Consider the following 23,331-nt stretch of genomic DNA (forward strand, 5'->3'; position numbering starts at 1 on the left):
GCGAAATTTCGCCCCAGCGGCTTTATGCCACCAGTGACTCAGGGTCAGCGCTCTTCGGGGCCTCACAGAGCAGCTTAAGCGCGTCAATCGTGACCCAACCATAGCCAGAGAGTTGGCCCTTGAGCACGCGCGTAGGCGCACCGGGTTCACCTAGGCCACTGACAACGAGTGAGGCTTCGGTGAAATCTTGCTCGATGGTATCGGAGTTCACCGTAACCACTGCGCGCACACCTGCAGCTGAGGCCGCTTCTAATCCCATCTCGGAATCTTCTAGCGCAACGCATTCTTCCGGCTTTAATCCCAAGCGCTGTGCGGCAAGTAAATAAATATCCGGTGATGGTTTTTTATTTTTCACTTCTTCGCCACTGGCGATGACTTCAACTTCCGCCATCATCTCGGGACCGAGGCTGTACTTGAGTACGGGCTCCAAGGTTTTGCGACTGGCGTTAGTAACGATGGCCAAGTGCAATCCCGCTTCACGTGCTTCGCGCATCAAGCGCGCAACGCCTGGGCGCAGTGGTACGCGACCGCGTCGCATGTAGCGATGAAAATAATGTGATTTCAGTTCATGTACACGAGCGACCCACGCATCGATACCCGCCTTGGCTTCTTCCTCATGCTCACCAAGTGGCGGATGATATTTGAGAAAAAAATATTTCAAACGCTCACGACCACCTGGTTGCTTCAGCAACTTGCGATAAAGCTTGGGGCCCCAACGAAATGAAAGACCGAGCTCGCGAAACGCACGGTTATACGCAGGCCGATGGCCCAGCGCTTCGGTGTCGGCAATAGTGCCGTCCACATCAAACAGGAGTGCTTGCAGGCTCATGCTTGCAAGACTCGAACTGCTGACAAAAACTTTAGATGTTCCGTAGGCTTCATGGTCCTAGAAGCGTCCTCTGAATACGTTTTAATTGTATACAGTTTTGAGATTTGTTGCTAATTTCGCACGTTCGCGAAAATAGCCATTCCATCGTTAAACCCATACTGATCCATCAGCCTGAACCTACGCTTAAGCCATGCTCGCCTTTAAAGAAAATTCTCTGCGCTTAAGTGCCGCCAATTGGGTGGCTGCATGAGTTATCGCGGTCGTTTTGCGCCGACACCTAGCGGCCCTTTGCACATGGGCTCGCTGTTCACTGCCCTAGCCAGCTATCTGCAAGCACGCGCAAGAGGTGGCCAATGGCTAATACGCATCGACGATCTGGATATCCCACGCAACGTGCCGGGCGCAGACACCGCCATTCTCAAGCAGTTGGAATCTCACGGACTGCAATGGGACGAAGCCCCGCGCTACCAGTCGCAGTACATCCAGCAATACCAACACGCTTTAAATGTGTTGACCGAACGCAAATTGCTCTACGGCTGTACGTGCACGCGAGCAGAATTGGCTGCGACTACGCTCGCAGGCCCAGATGGGCCGGTATATGCGGGCACTTGCCGCGATAAAAGTGTCGGCGCAGAAAAACACTCACTGCGCGTACGTGCAGATGACAGTTCACTAAGCTTCGTCGACTTGCTGCTCGGTGAGCAAACGCGACAACTGCACAACGAGATCGGTGATTTTGTTGTGCAGCGCAGTGATGGAATTTTGGGCTATCAACTGGCCTGCGCTGTAGATGAATTTGAGCAAGGCATTACTGAAGTAATTCGTGGTGCAGATCTGTTGGATTCAACCTTTCGCCAGCTTTACCTGCAACAGCTACTCGGACTGAAACCTGCGCAATACGGGCATTTGCCGGTGCTGGTGCAAAACGATGGAAAGAAGCTCAGCAAGCAAAATCATGCCGCGCCTATCGACGCAAAAGATGCTCCAAGCAATTTGCTGCAATGTCTCACTGCCCTAGGCCAGAACCCACCTACTTCACTGTTCAGCGCCACTCCAGCCGACATCCTGAACTGGGCGACTCAGCAGTGGGATATTGCCCATATCCCCAAGAAAACCGCCTTGCAGTGGAGTAATAGTCCGGCTTCTGGCATTCTTTAACGCAGTGCAACATTTTTTGATCCAGAGCCATGTCAGATACGCGCGTTATTAAGAAGTACCCCAACCGCCGCCTTTACGATACCGATATCAGCCGTTACATCACGCTGGAAGAGATTCGCCAACTGGTTCTGGAAAACATTAAGTTCCGCGTTGAAGACAAACGCACGCACGAAGACATTACTCGCAGCATTCTTCTGCAAGTAATTGCAGAGCAAGAAGAAGGCGGCAACCCGATCTTCACCACTGATCTGCTGCTATTCATCATTCGCTACTACGGCGATCCGATGCAGCACAGCATCAGCCGCTACCTCGAACTGTCGATTCGCATGTTTGCTCAGAATCAGATGCACTTCACTGAGCAGCTGCGCAATATGCTGGGCCAGGCTCAGCAACCTATGCAGATCCTGAAGGAAATGGCTGATCGTCAGATGCCAATCTGGAAGTCGGTACGAAAAGAGTTCATCAAGAACCTTTCCACCAAAAGCAAAGTGCTAAAAACGCTTCGCCCAGGCGAAACCAATAACGACGCTCCTCCGTCGCCTTAAGCTCAAATCCGAGGTTCACTGAATAATCCACCGCATTTATCGCGGCTGAGAGGCTTTGCGCTTTCGATTTGATTATTTTTTGCGCACTGCAACATTTAAAATGACGTTACGGTCATAGTTGACCAGTCATATGCTTATAACTTATTGAAAATAATGCGTTTAAATTTTTTACGCATTTATTGACATAGAGGTAAGTCATCTTTATACTGCACTGCAACATAACCCTGAAATGAAAAACCCGGCTAGGCTGGGTAGCGTAACCGGGTTATCACCAGTCTCCTCCAGAAAGGCCTAGCGCCTTTCTCGCACTTAACCCCCGGTTTACCGGGGGTCTTTTTTTGTCCGTTATAAATAACGGACTATGTGCAGCACACATATTTCTTGTGCGCCGCTTATTCGGGGTTAAAAACAAGAGGGCCGATTCTGTTAGAACCGGCCCTCTTTATCAACTAGCTTTACTCGCCGACGTCGCCGGTCTTCATCGACAGACGGATACGGCCCTGTTTGTCGACTTCGAGAACCTTGACGCGAACGGTCTGGCCTTCCTTAACGACATCTTCAACTTTCTCGACGCGCTTGTCGGAGAGCTGCGAGATGTGAACGAGGCCATCTTTGCCTGGCAGAATCGTTACGAATGCGCCGAAGTCCATCAACTTGGCAACCTTGCCTTCGTAGATGGTGCCGACTTCAACATCACGCGTCAGCGCGTGGATGCGAGCGATAGCGGCGTCTGCAGCATCCTTGTCGGTTGCTGCAACTTTGACGGTGCCGTCATCGCTGATATCAATCGAGGTGCCGGTTTCTTCGGTGATCGAACGGATGGTGACGCCGCCCTTACCGATGACTTCGCGAATTTTGTCTGGGTGAATCTTGATCACGGTGATGCGTGGCGCAAATGGCGACATGTCGCCACGTGCCTTCGGCATCACTTCAATCATTGCGTCAAGGATGTGCAGACGTGCGTCCAGAGCCTGTGCAAGCGCGTGGCGCATGATCTCGCCGGTGATGCCGGTGATCTTGATGTCCATCTGGAGGGCGGTAACGCCTTCCTTGGTACCGGCAACCTTGAAGTCCATATCGCCGAGGTGGTCTTCGTCACCGAGAATGTCGGTGAGAACCGCCCAACGATCGCCTTCTTTGATCAGGCCCATTGCAACGCCAGCAACCGGCGCTTTGATTGGCACGCCAGCGTCCATCAACGACAAGCAAGCGCCGCAAACGGAAGCCATCGACGATGAACCGTTAGATTCGGTAACTTCCGAAACCACGCGAACAACGTAAGGGAATTCTTTATCCAGATCTGGCAGCACAGCAGCAACGCCGCGCTTAGCCAAACGACCGTGACCGATTTCGCGACGCTTCGGCGCATTCATGCGGCCGGTTTCGCCTACGCAGTACGGAGGGAAGTTGTAGTGGAACATGAAGCTGTCATGCCACTCGCCATCGATTGCGTCGATGACTTGGTAATCCTTGCCGGTGCCCAGCGTGGTGACTGCGATAACCTGCGTTTCGCCGCGAGTAAACACAGCTGAACCGTGAGCGCGCGGCAGGGTTCCGGTGCTCATTGCCAGCGGACGCACGGTGACTTTGTCACGGCCGTCGATGCGTGGCGCGCCATCGAGAATACGGTTACGCACAACCTTGGCTTCGAGCTCATGCAGCTCGGCCTTGATCTGGTTTTCGGTGAGGCCTTCTGGCTTAGCGGCAACTGCAGCCTTGCGGATATCGCCGATCGCTGAATAGCGGCTCTGCTTGTCCGTGATGTTGTAGGCTTCGTTGACCTTACCTTCGTAAGGGGCCATGAATGACTTGACGACGCTGGTATCAGCAGCCTTCCAGTCCCACTTGGCCTTGCCGGCTTCAGCAGCAAATTCGTTGATCGCGATGATCGCGGCCTGCATCTGTTCGTGACCGAACAGTACGGCGCCAAGCATCACGTTTTCTGGAAGCATCTGCGCTTCAGATTCAACCATCAGCACAGCGTCCTTGGTACCAGCGACGACCAGATCGAGCTGCGAAGTCAGCAGCTGCGTCTTGCTTGGGTTGAGAATGAAGTTGCCGTTTTCATAACCGACGCGAGCTGCGCCGATCGGGCCTTCGAAAGGAATGCCAGACAGTGCCAGCGCAGCCGAGGCACCGAGCATTGCAGGAATGTCGCCATCCACTTCTGGATTCAGCGACATCACCATCGCAACGATCTGCACTTCGTTGTAATAGCCTTCTGGGAACAGCGGACGCAGCGGACGGTCGATCAGTCGCGAGGTCAGCGTTTCTTTTTCAGTCTGACGGCCTTCGCGCTTGAAGAAGCCACCAGGCACGCGACCACCAGCGTAGAAGCGCTCCATGTAATCAACCGTGAGCGGGAAGAAATCCTGCTCGGGCTTGGCTTCCTTCTTGCCGACGACGGAGACGAAAACAACCGTCTCGTTGATCGTGACGATCACCGCAGCAGTTGCCTGACGCGCTACGGCGCCTGTCTCGAGAGTTACGGTATGGCTACCGTATTGAAAAGTCTTTTTAACGGGCGTCGCAGGTACGGCAGGAATTGCCATGGGGCATACTCACTTAGTGGTTTCGGTCAAGCAGGAACAACAACAGCGGAAACGCGCTATATGATTAGCGACGCAGACCGAGTGTGCTGATGAGCTGGCTATAACGGCCTTCATCCTTGCCCTTGAGATAGTCGAGCATCTGGCGACGCTGGTTGACCATCTTCAACAGACCACGACGTGAGTGGTGATCCTTTTTGTTCTTTTCGAAGTGACCGCTGAGTTCGGAAATGCGTGCAGACAACAACGCAACCTGAACTTCAGGGGAACCGGTATCGCTCTTGGCGCGTGCGTGCTTAGCGACGACATCGGCCTTCTGTTCAACAGACAAAGTCATTCTTAAAACTCCAAACTCAATTCGATCTTCACGTGAAGTCCATTATTGTAGCTTTCCGCACGCACTTGGGGCAAGCTGTGGCCCGGATTATTTGCAGCGAGCGCCCGTATTTAGGCCGTTTCAGCCTCATCCGAGAGCCAGCGCTTGGGCGCAACCAGCCCATCAGCGTCGATTTCAGCGATGCAAAGCATCTCGCCAGCCTCATTCAAAACCGCCAACTGGCCCTGATTTGGTGCATCGGCAACTCTAACCGGCTGGCCACTACGCAGGTAAAAGGCGCGGCCAGCATCAACCCGCACATTCGGCCAATGGCTGAAAGCTTGAGCCAAAGGCGTCAAAAGCGCTTCAAGCGCCGTATATCCTTGTATTGAGGCCTCTTCCACCTCCTCCACAGTCACCATCTTGGGAGACAAGAAGGGCGCTACTTCATAGCGGCGTAGCCCGACTAAATGCGTCACCTGCCCGACTGCGGCGGCGATATCTTCGAGCAAAGTGCGGATATAAGTGCCCTTGGAGCAGCGCACGTCGAGCACAACCTGCCCCTCGCTGAAGTCCAAAAGCTCTAAAGAATAGATCATGACATCTCGCGCTTCGCGCTCGATTTCGAGCCCTTGTCGGGCCAATTCGTAAAGCCGCTGCCCATCAAGGCGAATGGCCGAATGCATCGGCGGAATCTGTTTAATCGGCCCAGTAAACGCAGGCAGCGCAGCCACTAGCGCATCACGAGTGAGTGTAGAAGCATCGGAGCGAGCAACGACCTGCCCTTCACCATCACCCGTATTGGTCTTCTCACCAATCTTGGCGGTGGCGATATAGCGCTTATCGGAATCCAGCAAAAAACCGCTGACTTTGGTGGCGTGACCAAAACAAATTGGCAGCAAGCCAGTCGCGAGAGGATCAAGGCTTCCGGTGTGCCCGGCTTTTTCCGATTGATAACGGAAACGTGAAAACTGCAGCGCTTGATTCGATGAGTAACCAATAGGCTTATCGAACAGCAGAATGCCATTCACTTTGCGTTTAAGTCGCCGAGGTTTGCTCATACACGTTGATGCGATTGAGTCGCTCGCGTAGAGCGCGTGAATAAAGACGCCGCTGAGACTTACTCAGGCTTGTCGTCACTCTCAGGCTGCGCAGGAATATGTGCGCGATCTTCTGTAACGGCTTTGCGAATGATCTGTGCGATGCGATCGCCTTCGCGCAACGCAACGTCTGGCTTAAAGTGCAACTGCGGCACAAAGCGCAGGCGCAGGTTCACACCAAGACCGTGACGCAATTTTCCGGCCGCGTGATTGAGGGCTTTGACTGCGGCCTTCAACTGATCATCCGGCCCAAGCAAACTGACAGTGACGTTGGCCTGACGCATGTCTGGCGCAACATCAACTGTCGTTACTGTTATCCCCACAATGCGCGGATCCGTCAGTTCATGGCGAATCAAAGAAGTCAGCTCGCGCTGAATCTGTACATTGAGTCGCAACTTGCGGGGATATTCTCTTGGCATTAGTAATTAAGCAGCGCCAACCGTACGACGAACCTGAACGCGCTCGAAGCACTCGATCTGATCGCCTGGTTTGATGTCGTTGTAGTTCTTCACGCCGATACCGCACTCGGTACCTGCTTCGACCTTGTTAACGTCATCTTTGAAGCGACGCAGCGATTCGAGTTCGCCTTCGTAAACAACCGTCTGGTTGCGCAGTACTCGGATTGGCTGGCCACGTTGTACGCGACCTTCCATGACCAAGCAGCCGGCAATGTTGCCGAGAATCGATGAGCGGAATACATCGCGGACCTGTGCGGTGCCGAGAATATTTTCGCGCGTTTCGGTACCCAGCAAACCAGCGATAGCGTCAGTCACATCGTCGATGACGTTGTAGATGATGCTGTAGTAACGCATATCAACGCCGGTGTCCTGGATGCGCTTACGCGCAACGCTGTCAGCACGAACATTGAAGCCGATGATGATGGCCTTCGAAGCCAGCGCCAAATCGACGTCGGATTCGCTGATGCCGCCGATGCTGGCCGACAACACGTTGACCTTGATCTCTGCGCTCGGCAGTTTGCGCAACGCGTCGGCCAATGCTTCTGCAGAGCCCTGCACGTCGGTCTTGATCATCAGGTTGAGCGACTTCTGTTCGCCGCCGCTGCCATCGCCCATCTGAGCAAAAATCTGATCCATGCGAACAGCTTGGCTCTGTGCCAGTTTCTGTTCACGCATTTTGGTTTCGCGGAGCAGTGCGAGTTCACGCGCTTTGCGTTCGTCAGCAACCACAACTACGTCGTCGCCAGCATCAGGAACGCCGGAAAGTCCGAGCACCGCGACAGGAATCGACGGGCCAGCTTCTTTCACCGGCTTACCGGTTTCATCAAACATGGCGCGAACGCGACCAAAGTGTGGGCCCGTGAGAATCACGTCGCCCTGCTTCAGCGTACCGGCGCGCACCAGAACGGTTGCGACAGCGCCGCGACCTTTCTCAAGTGACGATTCAACGATGGTGCCACGTGCAGGCACATCGATTGCAGCTTTGAGTTCCAACACTTCGGCCTGAATCAACAGCGCATCGAGCAGTGCATCGATACCTTCGCCGGTGACTGAAGACACGCCAACAAACTGGACGTCGCCGCCCCAATCTTCTGGCTGAACTTCCAACTTGGAAAGTTCCATTTTGACGCGCTCAGGATCTTTCGATGGCTTATCAATCTTGGTCATGGCCACAACGATCGGCGCACCAGCAGCCTTCGCGTGCTGAATAGCTTCTTTGGTCTGCGGCATCACGCCGTCATCGGCGGCAACTACAAGCACAACGATGTCGGTGATCTGCGCACCGCGTGCACGCATGCGCGTAAACGCAGCGTGGCCCGGCGTATCGAGGAAGGTGATTACGCCCTTATCGGTCTTCACATGGTAAGCACCGATGTGTTGCGTAATACCGCCCGCTTCGCCTGCGGCGACGCGAGTTTTACGAATGTAATCGAGCAGCGAAGTTTTACCGTGATCGACGTGGCCCATGATCGTGACCACAGGTGCACGCGTAACCTGCGTTGCGCCGGACTGATCACCAGCCACAGCAATAGTGAGGCTATCTTCAACGTCGGAAGCCTTAACAGCCTTCGCCTGGTGACCCATTTCTTCGACCATCAACATCGCAGTGTCTTGGTCCAAGGTCTGGTTGATGGTGGCCATCACGCCATTCTTCATCATCACGCGAATCAGGTCGGTAGCCTTTACCGCCATGCGGTTGGCGAGTTCGCCGACCGTGATGGCTTCAGGCACTTCGACTTCGCGCACGATTGGTGCAACCGGCTTTTCGAAACCGTGTGCATTGTCGACGCGTATACGGCCCGTAGGCTTCTTGCTCTTCTTTTCACGCTTGCCGGATTTACCTTCGGCAACGTGTAATTCGCTGCGGCCGTGATGACCACCCTTATTACGATCTGGGGCAGCAGTCGTCGTCGTAGCAGCCGTTTTTTCTGGCTTCTTAGCTGGAACTGGCACAACCACTGGTGGCGGCGCATTTCTCATCTCAGCGGCGCGACGAATATTTTCTTCTGCACGACGACGCGACTGCTGGGCATCCCAGCTCGCTTTGAAGATTGGATCGTTCTTGAGGCGATCAGCGTGCTGCTGCTTATCGCGCAGTTCGGCTTCTTCAGCTTCGCGCTTAACGCGGTCGGCTTCTTCGCGTGCGTGACGCACAGCTTCTTCTGCAGCGCGGCGCACTTCGGTTTCCGCGGCAACGCGAGCGGCGACAACTTCACGCTCGGCTAATTCTTGCGCAACGCGCGCTTCGGCTTCTGCAGCAATTTCATCAGCCGCTTCCTGGCTGTCTGCTTTCAGATAAGTGCGACGCTTGCGCACTTCGATGCTGACCGTTTTGGTCGGCGCGCCACGTCCACCACCGAGTTTGATCTCGGTTGTTTCCTTGCGCTTGAGCGTGATGCGGCTGGTTGGCGCAACAGCGCCGCCACGGCCTTTCTGCTGGAGATAAACCAGCAGCGCCTGCTTATCAGCAGCGCTCAATTCGGATTTCTCGCCAGCCACAACTACACCGGCCTCCTTAAGCTGCGTAAGGATTTCCGTGACCGGGCGGCTCAATTCAGTGGCGAACTCTTCAACTGTTACCGTTGACATAGGATTCCGGGTGTAGGAGGTGGCGTGCTAGGGATTAAGCGAATTGGCGAGCGCGAGCTGCCATGATTAGCTTCGAAGCCTTGGCTTCATCCAGAGACACTTTTTCGAGCAACTCATCAGTTGCCAGATCAGCAAGGTTTTCGCAGTTGACGATGCCCGCATCTGCAAGCAGATAGGCGGTGTCATCGTCCATGCCTTCCAGCGCCAACAAATCATCTTCTGGCTTGGAAGTCGCGGCGCGCTCGGCCTTGGCAATTGCCTTGGTCAGCAACACATCGCGTGCACGGTTACGCAGTTCTTCAACAATCTGTTCGTCGAACTCTTCGATCTGCAGCAGTTCTTCGGTCGGCACGTAGGCGACTTCCTCAAGCGAGGTGAAGCCTTCTGCAACGAGAATCGAAGCCACTTCGAGATCGACATCCAACTGTTCGTGGAACAGCTGCTGGATCGACTGGTTTTCGGTGTCTTTCTTGGCTTCGGCATCAGCCGAAGTCATGACATTGAGCACCCAACCGGTGAGCTCAGATGCGAGACGAACGTTCTGACCACCGCGGCCAATCGCCATCGCGAGTTTTTCTTCAGATACGCCGATCGTCATCGCGTGGGAGTCTTCGTCCATCACGATGTTTTCGACTTCTGCTGGCGCCATTGCGTTGATTACGAACTGGGCGACATTGTCATCCCAAGGCACGATATCAACGCGCTCGCCTGCGAGTTCGTTGGAGACGCTCTGCACGCGCGAACCGCGCATGCCGACGCAAGCACCGACTGGATCAATGCGCTTGTCTTTGGCTTGCACTGCAATCTTGGCGCGCAGGCCAGGATCACGAGCAGCGCCTTTGAGTTCAATCAGGCCCTGTGCAATTTCTGGCACTTCAAGCTTGAACAGTTCCATCAGGAACTGTGGCAGCGTGCGCGACAGGAACAACTGTGGGCCGCGAGCCTGCGGGCTCACTTCATACAGATAACCACGCATACGGTCGCCAGGGCGGACCGGCTCACGTGGGATCACGTGTTCGCGAGGAATGATGGCTTCAGCGTTGTTGCCGAGATCAATGATGATGGCGCCGCGCTCGATGCGCTTAACCACGCCCATGATCAGCTCGCCAACGCGGCCCTTGTAGGCTGCAACAACCTGTGCACGTTCGGCTTCGCGCACTTTCTGCACGATGACCTGCTTAGCTTTCTGTGCGCCGATACGACCGAAGTCGACCGACTCAACTTTGTGTTCAATCACTTCGCCCGGCTTGATGTCCGGATATTCTTTCTGCGCGTAGCTCAGTTTGATCTGGCGCTCGAAGTATTCGAAGTCTTCGCTGTCATCTTCGAGCACAGTCCAGCGGCGGTACGATTCGTACTCGCCAGTGCTGTGGTCAATGGAGACGCGAACATCGGACTCGTCGCCGTAGCGTTCTTTAGTCGCAGATGCGAGGGCGGCTTCCAATGCCAGGAAAATGGTTTCTTTATCGACGCCCTTCTCGTTAGAGACGACATCAACCATCAACAGAATGTTCTTGTTCATGAACCCGACTTCCCCTGCTCATAATCGGGCACTAAACGCGCCCGTTCGATCTCAGAAAATTCAAACTCAGTATCGCCATCACCGGTATCAATCGTCACCGAATGAGAACTGACTGCTTTGATTGCACCAACATAGCGACGCCGACCCTTGGTGTTTTCGCGTGCTGCGAATAACTGCAATTTGGCCTGCTCGCCGATAAACTTTTCATAGTGCGCCGCTTTAACCAGAGGACGATCCATCCCCGGCGACGACACTTCCAACTGATACGCGCCACGGATTGGATCTTCCACTTCCATGACGCCAGATACTTCGCGGCTCACACGCGTGCAATCTTTCACCGTGATACCGCCCGGCGAATCGATATACAGGCGCAGCACAGAAGCGCCGAGGCTGGGGCTGTATTCCAGCAGCAGCAACTCGTAGCCCAGTGACTCAATCACAGGCTCCAACAGAGCAAGTAACTTATCGTGAACCAATTCCGTATCCTGAAAAAACTAATAAAAAAAGGCCCTAAAGGGCCTGGGCACCAACACAAATTTTGGTAGCGGAAACTGATTTGATTATTGGCAAGTTGCCAAAAAGCATCAACATTCAGAACCGCACGCCAAACAGGCGATCAAAACACAACCTGACGATGAATTGTCAGCACATAAATTGGTAGCGGGGGCAGGATTCGAACCTACGACCTTCGGGTTATGAGCCCGACGAGCTGCCAGACTGCTCCACCCCGCACCAGACAGACCGCAATTATACGGGCAGCACGCCCTCAACGCAATGCAACAATGATGAAAATGTTAGTTATTTTCAGCATTTAAACCAACAACATCTAAAACCTTACTCTACCTGTCGATTCCCGCGCATCCATGCGCTCATCGACATACCGTACATCCTGTACATAAATAAAAATGGCTGCATTTCTGCAGCCATTTCCATAGTTTGGTGCCGTCGTCGAGACTCGAACTCGAACGGGTTTCCCCGCTACCACCTCAAGGTAGTGCGTCTACCAATTCCGCCACGTCGGCAATTTAAACTTTTAAAACTTGGGGGCCGCTATTTTACTCCGGAACCTTCGGAGACTCATCTTTTTTCGCAGCCGGCGTAACAGTTACAGCAGGACCATTGCCTTCAACAGGCACTGCCGGAGCGGCTGGCGCCGAAGGCAGTTCAATAACAGATGAAGCAGGCTTGATCGAATCAACAATCGACTTCGGACCAGCCTGACCATGAACAACATAGGCCAGTGCCAAGCTCGTGCCGAAAAATGCTGCGGCAAGCCAAGCCGTCGAGCGGCTCAAAAAGTTTGCAGCGCCACGTGAACCAAACACCGTTCCCGAAGAACCGCTGCCAAAAGCTGCGCCAGCGTCCGCGCCCTTGCCCTGCTGCAAAAGCACCAGAACAATCAGACCGATCGCAACGACAACCTGAACAATGACTAGAACCGTGTACATGTTTTACTCGCTTTAACCCTTCTGCGACTGCGCAGCCGCGCATATCGCTAGAAAATCCGCCGCCTTAAGAGAGGCCCCGCCGATCAAGCCACCATCCACATCGGGGCAAGAAAACAACTCAACTGCGTTGTCGGCTTTAACGCTGCCGCCATAAAGTAGGCGCGTCGAGTTTGAAATTTTAGCATTCTTCGCAGCCAATTGGCCACGGATAAATGCATGAGCATCTTGAGCCTGCTGCGGCGACGCGGTTTTACCCGTGCCAATCGCCCATACCGGCTCATACGCAACAACCGAGTTGGCAAAAGAATCAATGCCATTCAGGTCCAAAACCGCATTGAGCTGACGAGCCAAAACCGCTTCCGTCTGCCCCGCTTCGCGCTCCTGCAAAGTTTCGCCTACGCAGAGGATTGGGGTCAGACCCAGACTCTGGGCCGCTTTGAATTTACCTGCGACCACGTCATCGGCGTCGCCATAAAAAGCGCGGCGCTCGGAGTGACCAACCAGCACGTACTGACAACCAACTTCCTTCAGCATCGTGCCGTGAATTTCGCCGGTGAATGCGCCGGGTTTTTCTTGCTCGGACAAATTCTGACCGCCAACTTTGATCTTGCCAGCAGCCTGTTGCGCAACCGCATCGATATAAACCGACGGCGGGCACACCAGAATTTCCACTGAAGCATTAGCGGCAACGCCAGCCAAAATGCCCGTGATGAGTTCGGCATTCGCGGCACGACCACCGTTCATTTTCCAATTGCCTGCAACCAAGTATTGACGCGACATCTTGTTCTCCTCAGACATTCAGTATCAGATCAAGCAACCGCAGCGCGTACGCTAGCGGCAATAGATTCAGCCTCGCGGCGCGTTTCCGTTTCGTCTTCAGCTTCAACCATGACGCGGATCAACGGCTCGGTGCCTGAAGCACGGAGCAAAACTCGACCACGCGAACCCAGTCGTTGAACGCTTTGCTTTTCAGCTTCGCGCACGGCTGCCAATTCCAAAATAGGTTTGGCCTTGCCCGTCACAGGAACGTTAATCAGCAGCTGTGGAAATTTGTACATGCCAGACACCAACTGCGCCAAGGACTGCTTGGTTTGCACCATCGCCGCCAATACTTGCAGCGCAGCAACCAAACCATCACCCGTCGTGGTTTTGTCTAGGCAAATAGCGTGGCCTGATGTTTCGCCACCCAAGTTGCCAGACTTGGCTTTCAGCATTTCCATCACATAACGATCGCCAACATTGGCGCGCTCAAAGCCGAGGCCCAAAGCGGCAATTGCTTTCTCAAGTCCCAAGTTGGACATCAAGGTTCCGACCACGGGACCTTTCAAAGCGCCGCTGGCCAATTTTGATTTGGCGAGAACGTACATGATCTGATCGCCGTCGACTTCGTTGCCATCGGCGTCAACCATCAAGCAACGATCCGCATCGCCATCCAAGGCAATGCCGAGATCAGCTTTCCGCTTTTTGACAGCAGCTTTCAGACTTTCTAAATGCGTGGAACCGCAGCCATCGTTGATATTGAGGCCGTTGGGTTTGTCGCCGATTGAATCAACCGTCGCGCCCAATTCTTCAAACACGGCAGGCGCAACTTTATAAGCAGCACCATGCGCACAATCGACAACCAATTTAATGCCGTTGAGATTTTTTTCGTCGAAGGTGCTTTTGCAAAATTCGATATAACGACCAGGTGCATCATTGATACGCTTCACGCGGCCAAGGAGTTCTGGTGCAACGCACTCCATGGGTTGATCGATCATGGCTTCGATCTCAAGCTCAATTTCATCATTAAGCTTGGAACCATCAGGGCCAAAGAATTTCACGCCATTGTCGTGATGCGGATTATGCGAGGCGGAAATCACCACGCCAGCCTGTGCACGCAACGCGCGGGTCAGATAAGCCACGCCCGGCGTAGGCAGCGGACCCAACAAATCGACATCAACACCAGCGCTGGCCAAGCCCGCTTCCAACGCAGATTCAAAAACGTAGCCAGAACGACGCGTGTCTTTACCAATCACCACGCGAGCACCTTGGGCTTTACCCAGAACGCGGCCTGCGGCCCAACCTAGTTTGAGGGCGAATTCGGGCGTCATTGGCTCAACGCCAACGCGGCCACGCACACCATCAGTCCCAAAATATTTGCGGCTCACGGTTGAGCTCTCCTTTTATCGCGTAGTGCGGCGGCTACCAGCAGAGCCTCAGCCGTTGCCCGCACGTCGTGGGCGCGCACTATAGCGGCTCCTTGCCAGACCGCAATAGCGGCCGCTGACAGGGCGGCATTGAGGCGCTGATCAACCGAAACATCGAGCAACGCCTTAAACATCGACTTGCGAGACACCCCGATCAAGAGCGGGCAATTCAAAGCTTCGAACCATTCCAAATTGGCCAGCAGCTCCAAATTGTGCGGCAAAGTCTTGCCGAACCCGATACCAGGATCGACAACGATGCGATCCGGTGAAATGCCAGCACCGATGCAAGCACTCACGCGGCTGGTCAAAAAATCTCGAACTTCGGTCAGCACATCGTCGTAATGCGGTGCGGATTGCATCGTAAGAGGCTCGCCCTGCATGTGCATGAGGCAAACCGCCACTTCGTAGCGACTAGCGATTTCTATCGCGCCCGGAGCCTGCAGCGCGTTGACGTCGTTGATCATGCTCGCGCCAGCTGCGCAAGCAGCTTCCATCACGGCAGGCTTGAGCGTATCGATTGAGATAACGCAATCCAATTCTCGAGATAGACATTCGATCACCGGTACAACACGCGCGATCTCTTCTTGCTCACTGACCGGCTGCGCACCGGGGCGCGTGGATTCGCCACCGATATCAATGATTGCAGCGCCCTCGCCCACCATCTCGCGCGCACGGGCAATAGCTGCATCGAGATTCAAATACTGGCCACCATCAGAGAACGAATCTGGCGTGACGTTGAGCACTCCCATCACTACAGGCTTACTCAAATCGAGCGTGGAATTTTTTAGCTTGAGTTGCATCGAGCGTGCAAAGAATTAGGCCGGCTTTCGCCGGCCTACTTTTAAACAGTGCTTGCAGAATTTGGCGTAGCCGGCGGCTGCACCGTGCCACTCTGCCCAGCCGATTTGCTCGGCGGCGGTGGTGCTGGTGGCTTACCGTCGGTCCAGTTGCCTGGCACGCCGGGATCCTGACCAGCCATGATGCGATGAACCTGATCGGCATCAATGGTTTCGTACTTCATCAAGGCCTGCGACATCGCATGCAGCTTGTCGATATTTTCGGTAAGAATTTTGTGCGCACGTGCATAGTTGCGCTCAATGATCTCGCGGATTTCTTTGTCGATCGCCGTCGCAGTGTTATCCGAGAAATGCTTGGTCTGCGTCACGCTCTTACCAAGGAAAACTTCGCCTTCTTCTTCGCCATATGACAGAGGACCGAGCGCTTCGGACAAGCCCCACTTGGTGACCATGTTGCGAGCAATTTCAGTTGCACGCTCGATATCGTTCGACGCGCCCGTAGTGACCTTGTCAGCACCAAAGATCAGCTCTTCAGCGATACGGCCACCGAACAGAACGCTGATGCGGCTGTTGAGACGTTCGCGGCTGGTGCTATAGCGATCGCCTTCTGGCAGATATGCAGTAACGCCGAGTGCGCGGCCACGCGGAATGATCGTGACTTTGTAGACTGGATCGTGATCCGGAACCACAACACCCACGATGGCGTGACCTGCCTCGTGATAAGCCGTGTTGCTCTTTTCCTGTTCGCTCATGACCATCGAGCGACGTTCAGCGCCCATGATGATTTTGTCGCGAGCCTTATCGAAATCGTCTTGATCAACCAAACGCTTGTTGTGGCGCGCAGCAAACAGCGCCGCTTCGTTCACAAGGTTCGCAAGGTCAGCGCCTGAGAAGCCCGGCGTCGCACGCGCAATGATGTCCGGCTTGACGTTATCCGCCAACGGCACAGCGCGCATGTGCACTTTCACAATCTGTTCGCGGCCACGCACGTCTGGCAATGGCACGACAACTTGACGGTCAAAGCGACCTGGACGCAGCAGCGCTGGATCCAATACGTCAGGACGGTTGGTTGCAGCGATGACGATAACGCCTTCATTGCCTTCAAAACCATCCATCTCAACCAGCATCTGGTTCAGCGTCTGTTCGCGTTCGTCATGACCACCGCCCATACCGGCGCCGCGGTGACGGCCAACTGCATCGATTTCGTCGATGAAGATGATGCAAGGCGCGTGCTTCTTGGCCTGCTCGAACATGTCGCGTACGCGGCTAGCGCCGACGCCGACAAACATTTCGACGAAGTCCGAACCTGAGATCGTGAAGAACGGCACGCCAGCTTCGCCAGCGATGGCCTTGGCCAGCAGCGTCTTACCGGTACCGGGCGAGCCAACCATCAGCACGCCGCGAGGAATCTTGCCGCCGAGTTTCTGGAACTTGGCTGGATCCTTAAGGAAATCCACCAACTCACCGACTTCCTGCTTGGCTTCATCTACGCCAGCAACGTCAGCAAAAGTAATTTTGACTTGGTCAGCCGAGAGCATACGAGCACGGCTCTTGCCGAAGCTCATCGCACCACGGCCGCCTGCACCGCCCTGCATCTGGCGCATGAAGTAGACCCACACTGCAATCAGCAGCAGGATCGGGAATGCATTGAATAGCAGCTGCAACAGCAGCGGCGTTTCCTTAGGCAACTGGCCGTCGAACTTCACGTTGTTTTCGATCAGCGTGCCGATCATGGCGCTGTTGCTGCTCTCAGGACTTACGGCGGTGAACTTGCCACCACCCTTGAGATCGCCCTTGATGTTCTGTTGCTCGATGATCACATTCGAGACGTTGCCCTGCTTAACCTGAGCAAGGAAATCCGAATAAGCGAGCGTATTAGCCGATTGTCCGCGGCCATTGAACGTCTGAAACACCCCCATCAGGACGACGAGGATGACCACCCACAACAGCATATTTTTTGCCAGATCGTTCAACGCTTAATTCCTTTGCAAATCCGCTGTTAGAACCTTACACCGCCCTAAAGTTTCTCGCCAGCAAGTAAACCTCTCGGCTACGAGGACGTGAAGCCTTGGGTTTGCGCACTGTGACCGTCTCAAACGTTTGCCGAAGCTCCTTGAGATACTCATCAAAGCCTTCACCTTGGAAAATCTTTGTTAGAAACATCCCCTTAGGCTTGAGATGTTCCTTTGCAAAATCCAGTGCCAGCTCACACAGATAGATGCTGGACACCTGATCTGAAACGTCGATACCTGAAAGATTGGGGGCCATATCCGATAAAACAAGGTCTATCGAGTGAGAACCCACTGAATCTTCAAGCTGTTGCAGGATTTCGCCTTCGCGAAAGTCCCCCAGAATGAATTCGACATCCGGCACCGGATCCATCGGCAGGATATCCAGCGCAATCAGTCGACCTTTAGGACCAAGCAAGGGGCGAGCCAACTGGCTCCAACCACCAGGAGCGGCACCGAGATCAACCACAATCTGACCCGGTCTGAGCAGCTTGTCCTTTTCGTTGATCTCTTTGAGCTTGTACACCGCACGCGAGCGATAGCCTTGCTTACGAGCCATCTGCACATACGGGTCGTTCTCATGCTCGTTAAGCCAACGAGCGGAACTGTTACTGCGTCCTTTGCCTACACCTTTACCCATAAATGCGCTTCTACGCGAGTACCCATTTAGCCAGCAATTAAATGTAGTGAACCTTGATGATTTCGAGCTCGCGGATACCGCCCGGAGCCTGCACCTGCGCAATATCGCCTTCAGGTTTGCCAATCAAAGCGCGACCAATCGGCGAGCTGTAGGAGACGAGACCATGTTTGGAATCGGCTTCATCTTCGCCAACGATCTGATACTTGAACTCATCGCCGGTGTTCACATCGGCCAACTCAACCGTCGCGCCGAATACAACCTTGCCATTCGCCTGCAAGGTGGTGACGTCAATCACTTGCGACAAGGACAGTTTTGATTCGATTTCGGCAATACGGCCTTCGGTGAAGCTCTGCTGCTCGCGAGCCGCGATGTACTCAGCGTTTTCTTTGAGATCGCCGTGCGCACGCGCTTCAGCAATCGCAGCGATCACGCGTGGCCGCGTCTCGGATTTCAGAACTCTTAGTTCTTCGCGCAGCTTGTCAGCTCCGCGCAGCGTCAATGGATGTTTGCTCATAAATATTCTTGGTGTTGATGGCTACCCGTGACGGCCATGTGCAATACAAACGACGGGTTTCTCAAAAAATAATGGATGCCTTGTAACAAACATCGCTACGGGCATCCGACGTCACGATACCACTGCTATTCCCGAACGGCGAGCCATTAAGACTCGCCGTTCGGGTCAGGGCTATCGAATTTGAGCGTGTAAATCCTGCAGACGGTTCACATCTTCGTTGTCGAGATGGTCCATCGCCACTGCGGCCGCCAAAGCGCCGGCAATGGTGGTGAAGTAGCAGATCTTGTGCTGAATCGCAGCGCCACGAATCGAGCGCGACTCTTCAATCGACTTCTTGCCTTCCGTCGTGTTGGCAATGAAGTGGATCTCGCCGTTCTTGATCATGTCGACGCAATGCGGGCGGCCTTCTTTGACCTTGTTGACGCCTTCGCAAGGAATGCCCGCTTCCTTAACCAAAGCAGCCGTGCCGTGCGTCGCCAGAACGCGGAAGCCTTTACCTGAGAGCAGGCGCGCCAACTCAACAGCTTTAGGCTTGTCGCCTTCGCGCACGCTGATAAATGCCGTGCCGCTACTTGGAACCGTGACGCCTGCTGCGAGCAGTGCCTTGTTGAAGGCTTCGCCAAACACAGCACCAACGCCCATCACTTCACCGGTCGAACGCATTTCTGGTCCGAGCAAAGGATCGACAGCTGGGAACTTGGCAAACGGGAACACTGATTCTTTCACCGAGTAATACGGTGGAATCACTTCGCCAATGATGCCCTGCTCTTTCAGACTCTTGCCTGCCATGCAGCGTGCCGCAATTTTGGCGAGCGGACGGCCGGTAGCTTTCGATACGAACGGTGACGTACGTGAAGCACGTGGATTCACTTCGAGCAGATAAACCTTCTCACCCTGCACCGCGAACTGTGCATTCATCAGACCAATAACTTTCAGCGCGTGTGCGAGCTTGACCATCTGGCTGCGAATTTCGTCGAGCACAGATTTAGGTAGCGAGTACGCAGGCAGCGAGCAAGCGGAGTCGCCCGAGTGCACGCCGGCTTCTTCGATGTGCTCCATGATGCCGCCGATCACAACATCGGTGCCGTCGGAGAGCGCGTCAACGTCGACTTCAATCGCGTTGTTGAGGAAGCGATCGAGCAGCACTGGCGAATCATTCGAAACCTTCACGGCTTCGGTCATGTAACGGTTGAGATCGTCATCGTCGTGCACGATTTCCATCGCGCGGCCACCGAGCACGTACGAAGGACGCACGACCAGCGGATAGCCAACTTTGTTCGCAACAGCGAGTGCCTGCGCTTCGGAAGTCGCGGTGCCATTAGGCGGCTGCAACAACTTGAGCTTTTCAACCAGCTTCTGGAAACGCTCACGATCTTCAGCGAGATCGATCGAGTCTGGCGAGGTGCCGATGATTGGCGCGCCCGCAGCTTCGAGCTGACGCGAAAGTTTGAGTGGCGTCTGGCCACCAAACTGCACGATCACGCCCTTCGGCTTTTCGAGGTCGATGATTTCCATCACGTCTTCGAACGTCAGCGGTTCAAAATACAGACGATCAGACGTGTCGTAGTCGGTCGAAACCGTTTCTGGGTTGCAGTTGATCATGATGGTTTCATAACCATCTTCGCGCAGCGCCATTGATGCATGGACGCAGCAATAATCGAACTCGATGCCCTGGCCAATACGGTTAGGTCCGCCGCCGAGCACGATGATTTTGTCGCGCGTTGACGGAGCGGCTTCGCACTCTTCGTCGTAGCTGGAATACAGATACGCGGTGCTCGATGGGAATTCTGCAGCGCAGGTATCCACGCGCTTGTAGACCGGACGCACATTGAGCTTGTGGCGACGTGCGCGCACGGAATCTTCTTTCACGCCCATCAACTTGGCGAGGCGACGATCCGAGAAGCCGAGACGCTTGTAGCGACGCAGATCAGGCTCTTCGACCTTGCTAATCATGTGATGCGCAATTTCATCTTCGGTCTTGATCAGCTCTTCGATCTGCTCGAGGAACCAAGGATCAATCTTCGACAGACGGAACACTTCCGACACGCTCATGCCTGCGCGGAATGCATCGCCGACATACCACAGGCGCTTAGCACGAGCGGTGATCAGCTCTTCGCGAATCTTCGAGATCGTGGTTTCATTGAACTCGGAAACCTGCGGATCAAAACCGTCAGAGCTGACTTCCAAACCACGCATCGCTTTCTGCAGCGACTCTTGGAAGTTGCGGCCGATGGCCATGACTTCGCCGACCGACTTCATCTGCGTCGTTAGACGCGAATCAGCCTGCGGGAATTTTTCAAACGTGAAGCGAGGAATCTTAGTAACAACGTAATCGATGCTTGGCTCGAACGACGTTGGCGTGATGCCGCCAGTGATTTCGTTACGCAGTTCGTCCAGCGTGTAGCCAACAGCCAGCTTTGCGGCGACCTTGGCAATCGGGAAGCCCGTTGCTTTTGAAGCCAGTGCCGATGAACGCGACACGCGCGGATTCATTTCGATCACGATCATGCGACCGTCTTCGGGGTTGATCGAGAACTGTACGTTCGAACCACCCGTATCCACGCCGATCTTACGCAGCACCTTGATGCTGGCGTCACGCATGATCTGGTATTCCTTGTCCGTCAGCGTCTGCGCAGGCGCAACGGTGATGGAGTCGCCGGTGTGCACGCCCATCGGATCAAAGTTTTCGATCGAGCAGATGATGATGCAATTGTCCTTGCGATCACGCACCACTTCCATTTCGTACTCTTTCCAACCGAGCAGCGATTCTTCAATCAGCACTTCAGTGGTTGGTGAGAGATCGAGACCACGCGTCACGATCTCTTCGAATTCTTCTACGTTGTACGCCACGCCGCCGCCCGTACCGCCGAGCGTGAACGAAGGGCGAATGATCACCGGATAACCGATGGTCGTTTGAATTTTGCGTGCTTCTTCCATCGTGTGAGCAACGCCCGAACGCGCTGAACCCAAACCGATCTCGGTCATCGCATCGCGGAATTTCTGGCGGTCTTCAGCCAGATCAATTGCGTGCTCGTTGGCGCCAATCATCTGCACGCCAAATTTATCCAGCACGCCGTGGCGCGACAGATCGAGTGCGCAGTTCAGTGCGGTCTGGCCGCCCATCGTTGGCAGCAGCGCGTCTGGGCGTTCTTTCTCAATGATGCGCGCGACGGTTTCCCAGCGAATCGGTTCGATGTATGTCGCATCCGCAGTTTCCGGATCCGTCATGATCGTTGCTGGATTCGAGTTCACCAGAATGACGCGATAGCCCTCTTCGCGCAGTGCCTTACAGGCCTGTGCGCCGGAGTAATCGAACTCGCAGGCCTGACCAATCACAATCGGACCCGCGCCGATGATCAGGATGCTTTTAATGTCGGTACGTTTTGGCATCGTTCACTCACTCAATTGGCAGCCGGGCTCAAAAGCCCGGTGCTAAAACTAAAATTCTTTGGCATCCGACCCTGCGGGCCGGGCAGCACAACAGTAATCACCACTCCAATTAAGTAAGTGGTGATGTCTGTCATGCGAAACACGTTTAGGCCTTGTCCGCCAGCAGGCGAACGAACTGGTCGAACAGATAGTCGACGTCGCGTGGACCGGGGCTGGCTTCCGGGTGACCCTGGAAGCTGAATGCCGGCGCATCGTTCAAACGAATGCCTTGTAGCGAACCATCGAACAATGATTTGTGCGTGATCACAACGTTGGCAGGCAGCGTTGTTTCATCCACCGCAAAACCGTGGTTCTGGCTGGTGATCAGCACGCGACCGGATTCAATGTCCTGCACCGGGTGGTTAGCACCGTGGTGGCCGAACTTCATCTTCAGCGTCTTTGCGCCGCTAGCCAGACCAAGAATCTGGTGGCCGAGGCAGATGCCGAACAGCGGAATTTTCTTGGCGATAAACACGCGCGCCGCAGCGATTGCGTAGTCGCAAGGCTCTGGATCGCCAGGGCCGTTGGAGAGGAACACGCCATCTGGCTTCAACTTCAGAACGTCTTCAGCGCTGGTCTGTGCAGGCACAACGGTGACCTGGCAACCACGATCAACCAGCATGCGCAGGATGTTCTGCTTCACGCCGAAGTCGTATGCCACCACGTGATACTTGCTCGTCACCGGCGCGCGATTTTCATCGGGGCCAATCCAGGTCGGCTGCGTCCAGTTGTAAGACTTGGTCACGCTGACAACCTTCGCCAGATCCATGCCCTTAAGGCCTGGGAACATCTGTGCGGCTTTGAGTGCGGCGGCTTCATCAACTGTGCCAGCCATGATGCAACCGTTCTGCGCGCCCTTGTCACGCAGAATGCGCGTGAGGCGGCGCGTGTCGATGCCAGCGATGGCGACGACGCGGTTCTGCTTCAGGTATTCGCTGAAGTCTTGAGTAGAGCGGAAATTGCTGTGAGGACGCGGCACTTCGCGAATCACGAGGCCTGCGAGCTGCACTTTTTCCGATTCAGCATCTTCGGCATTGGTGCCGACGTTGCCGATGTGCGGGTAAGTGAGAGTGACGATCTGTTCGCGGTATGAAGGGTCCGTGAGGATTTCCTGATACCCGGTCATGGCGGTATTAAAAACAACTTCGCCTGAGGTTTGACCCTCAATACCAATAGAAACGCCTTTAAAAATGCTGCCGTCGGCGAGGGCAAGAATGGCCGGCTTTAGATGGGTCATCTGCT

19 protein-coding genes and 2 tRNA genes are annotated in these 23,331 nt (G+C 54.6%); 2 read left to right on the forward strand and 19 right to left on the reverse strand.

Annotation, left to right across the window (positions count from 1 at the left end):
* Positions 1–22: 22 nt before the first annotated feature.
* Positions 23–829: an HAD-IA family hydrolase gene (locus CJD38_RS05065; protein WP_107939239.1), complete on the reverse strand. Its 807-nt coding sequence runs from the start codon at positions 827–829 to the stop codon at positions 23–25.
* A 246-nt stretch (positions 830–1,075) separates the two neighbouring features.
* Between CJD38_RS05065 and gluQRS the strand changes: the two genes are divergently transcribed.
* Positions 1,076–1,987, forward strand: a complete 912-nt coding sequence (gene gluQRS / locus CJD38_RS05070; protein WP_107939240.1) for a tRNA glutamyl-Q(34) synthetase GluQRS — start codon at positions 1,076–1,078, stop codon at positions 1,985–1,987.
* 29 nt (positions 1,988–2,016) lie between these two features.
* Positions 2,017–2,532, forward strand: a complete 516-nt coding sequence (phaR, locus tag CJD38_RS05075) for a polyhydroxyalkanoate synthesis repressor PhaR (protein ID WP_107939241.1) — start codon at positions 2,017–2,019, stop codon at positions 2,530–2,532.
* A gap of 455 nt (positions 2,533–2,987) precedes the next feature.
* Here phaR and pnp read toward each other — a convergent pair whose 3' ends face one another.
* The 18 genes from pnp to carA form a co-directional block, all read right to left on the reverse strand.
* The gene (gene pnp, locus CJD38_RS05080; protein WP_107939242.1) at positions 2,988–5,084 is read right to left on the reverse strand and encodes a polyribonucleotide nucleotidyltransferase; all 2,097 of its coding nucleotides are present in this window, start codon (positions 5,082–5,084) and stop codon (positions 2,988–2,990) included.
* A 64-nt stretch (positions 5,085–5,148) separates the two neighbouring features.
* Positions 5,149–5,418: a 30S ribosomal protein S15 gene (gene rpsO, locus CJD38_RS05085; protein WP_107939243.1), complete on the reverse strand. Its 270-nt coding sequence runs from the start codon at positions 5,416–5,418 to the stop codon at positions 5,149–5,151.
* 110 nt (positions 5,419–5,528) lie between these two features.
* Positions 5,529–6,458: a tRNA pseudouridine(55) synthase TruB gene (truB, locus tag CJD38_RS05090; RefSeq protein WP_107939244.1), complete on the reverse strand. Its 930-nt coding sequence runs from the start codon at positions 6,456–6,458 to the stop codon at positions 5,529–5,531.
* Positions 6,459–6,517: 59 nt separating this feature from the next.
* Positions 6,518–6,916: a 30S ribosome-binding factor RbfA gene (rbfA, locus tag CJD38_RS05095; RefSeq protein WP_107939245.1), complete on the reverse strand. Its 399-nt coding sequence runs from the start codon at positions 6,914–6,916 to the stop codon at positions 6,518–6,520.
* 6 nt (positions 6,917–6,922) lie between these two features.
* Positions 6,923–9,544, reverse strand: coding sequence for a translation initiation factor IF-2 (gene infB / locus CJD38_RS05100; RefSeq protein ID WP_107939246.1), 2,622 nt, complete (start codon positions 9,542–9,544; stop codon positions 6,923–6,925).
* Between the two features lie 34 nt (positions 9,545–9,578).
* Positions 9,579–11,066: a transcription termination factor NusA gene (gene nusA / locus CJD38_RS05105; RefSeq protein WP_107939247.1), complete on the reverse strand. Its 1,488-nt coding sequence runs from the start codon at positions 11,064–11,066 to the stop codon at positions 9,579–9,581.
* Positions 11,063–11,542: a ribosome maturation factor RimP gene (rimP, locus tag CJD38_RS05110; protein WP_107939248.1), complete on the reverse strand. Its 480-nt coding sequence runs from the start codon at positions 11,540–11,542 to the stop codon at positions 11,063–11,065. Before rimP ends, nusA begins: the two co-directional genes overlap by 4 nt.
* Positions 11,543–11,721: 179 nt before the next feature.
* Positions 11,722–11,798 (reverse strand) — tRNA-Met (locus tag CJD38_RS05115).
* Positions 11,799–12,003: 205 nt separating this feature from the next.
* A tRNA-Leu gene (locus CJD38_RS05120) sits at positions 12,004–12,088 on the reverse strand.
* A gap of 33 nt (positions 12,089–12,121) precedes the next feature.
* Positions 12,122–12,514 carry a preprotein translocase subunit SecG gene (secG, locus tag CJD38_RS05125; protein WP_107939249.1) on the reverse strand — a complete coding sequence of 131 codons (393 nt, stop codon included), beginning with the start codon at positions 12,512–12,514 and terminating at the stop codon, positions 12,122–12,124.
* A gap of 12 nt (positions 12,515–12,526) precedes the next feature.
* Positions 12,527–13,294 carry a triose-phosphate isomerase gene (gene tpiA / locus CJD38_RS05130; RefSeq protein ID WP_107939703.1) on the reverse strand — a complete coding sequence of 256 codons (768 nt, stop codon included), beginning with the start codon at positions 13,292–13,294 and terminating at the stop codon, positions 12,527–12,529.
* A 29-nt stretch (positions 13,295–13,323) separates the two neighbouring features.
* Positions 13,324–14,661, reverse strand: a complete 1,338-nt coding sequence (gene glmM, locus CJD38_RS05135; RefSeq protein WP_107939250.1) for a phosphoglucosamine mutase — start codon at positions 14,659–14,661, stop codon at positions 13,324–13,326.
* Positions 14,658–15,500, reverse strand: a complete 843-nt coding sequence (folP, locus tag CJD38_RS05140; RefSeq protein ID WP_206362888.1) for a dihydropteroate synthase — start codon at positions 15,498–15,500, stop codon at positions 14,658–14,660. The genes glmM and folP overlap by 4 nt, the downstream gene beginning before the upstream one ends.
* Positions 15,501–15,541: 41 nt before the next feature.
* The gene (ftsH, locus tag CJD38_RS05145) at positions 15,542–17,470 is read right to left on the reverse strand and encodes an ATP-dependent zinc metalloprotease FtsH (protein ID WP_107939251.1); all 1,929 of its coding nucleotides are present in this window, start codon (positions 17,468–17,470) and stop codon (positions 15,542–15,544) included.
* A gap of 34 nt (positions 17,471–17,504) precedes the next feature.
* Positions 17,505–18,146: a 23S rRNA (uridine(2552)-2'-O)-methyltransferase RlmE gene (rlmE, locus tag CJD38_RS05150; RefSeq protein WP_107939252.1), complete on the reverse strand. Its 642-nt coding sequence runs from the start codon at positions 18,144–18,146 to the stop codon at positions 17,505–17,507.
* A gap of 37 nt (positions 18,147–18,183) precedes the next feature.
* A complete protein-coding gene (gene greA, locus CJD38_RS05155) occupies positions 18,184–18,660 on the reverse strand; it encodes a transcription elongation factor GreA (protein WP_107939253.1) in 477 nt (158 codons plus the stop codon).
* A gap of 171 nt (positions 18,661–18,831) precedes the next feature.
* Positions 18,832–22,050: a carbamoyl-phosphate synthase large subunit gene (carB, locus tag CJD38_RS05160; RefSeq protein WP_107939254.1), complete on the reverse strand. Its 3,219-nt coding sequence runs from the start codon at positions 22,048–22,050 to the stop codon at positions 18,832–18,834.
* Between the two features lie 145 nt (positions 22,051–22,195).
* Positions 22,196–23,326: a glutamine-hydrolyzing carbamoyl-phosphate synthase small subunit gene (carA, locus tag CJD38_RS05165; RefSeq protein ID WP_107939255.1), complete on the reverse strand. Its 1,131-nt coding sequence runs from the start codon at positions 23,324–23,326 to the stop codon at positions 22,196–22,198.
* Positions 23,327–23,331: the final 5 nt, after the last annotated feature.

Origin of the sequence: Stenotrophobium rhamnosiphilum, from assembly GCF_003052265.1 — a bacterium.
GTDB classification, from domain to species: Bacteria; Pseudomonadota; Gammaproteobacteria; order Nevskiales; family Nevskiaceae; genus Stenotrophobium; species Stenotrophobium rhamnosiphilum.

Coding starts and splice junctions, on each gene's coding strand:
- tpiA (WP_107939703.1), bottom strand. CDS start 13,294: ATGTCGCGTCAATACTTGGTTGCAGGCAATTGGAAAATGAACGGTGGT.
- carB (WP_107939254.1), bottom strand. CDS start 22,050: ATGCCAAAACGTACCGACATTAAAAGCATCCTGATCATCGGCGCGGGT.
- secG (WP_107939249.1), bottom strand. CDS start 12,514: ATGTACACGGTTCTAGTCATTGTTCAGGTTGTCGTTGCGATCGGTCTG.
- gluQRS (WP_107939240.1), top strand. CDS start 1,076: ATGAGTTATCGCGGTCGTTTTGCGCCGACACCTAGCGGCCCTTTGCAC.
- carA (WP_107939255.1), bottom strand. CDS start 23,326: ATGACCCATCTAAAGCCGGCCATTCTTGCCCTCGCCGACGGCAGCATT.
- rpsO (WP_107939243.1), bottom strand. CDS start 5,418: ATGACTTTGTCTGTTGAACAGAAGGCCGATGTCGTCGCTAAGCACGCA.
- infB (WP_107939246.1), bottom strand. CDS start 9,544: ATGTCAACGGTAACAGTTGAAGAGTTCGCCACTGAATTGAGCCGCCCG.
- greA (WP_107939253.1), bottom strand. CDS start 18,660: ATGAGCAAACATCCATTGACGCTGCGCGGAGCTGACAAGCTGCGCGAA.
- rbfA (WP_107939245.1), bottom strand. CDS start 6,916: ATGCCAAGAGAATATCCCCGCAAGTTGCGACTCAATGTACAGATTCAG.
- pnp (WP_107939242.1), bottom strand. CDS start 5,084: ATGGCAATTCCTGCCGTACCTGCGACGCCCGTTAAAAAGACTTTTCAA.
- CJD38_RS05065 (WP_107939239.1), bottom strand. CDS start 829: ATGAGCCTGCAAGCACTCCTGTTTGATGTGGACGGCACTATTGCCGAC.
- nusA (WP_107939247.1), bottom strand. CDS start 11,066: ATGAACAAGAACATTCTGTTGATGGTTGATGTCGTCTCTAACGAGAAG.
- rlmE (WP_107939252.1), bottom strand. CDS start 18,146: ATGGGTAAAGGTGTAGGCAAAGGACGCAGTAACAGTTCCGCTCGTTGG.
- truB (WP_107939244.1), bottom strand. CDS start 6,458: ATGAGCAAACCTCGGCGACTTAAACGCAAAGTGAATGGCATTCTGCTG.
- folP (WP_206362888.1), bottom strand. CDS start 15,500: ATGCAACTCAAGCTAAAAAATTCCACGCTCGATTTGAGTAAGCCTGTA.
- phaR (WP_107939241.1), top strand. CDS start 2,017: ATGTCAGATACGCGCGTTATTAAGAAGTACCCCAACCGCCGCCTTTAC.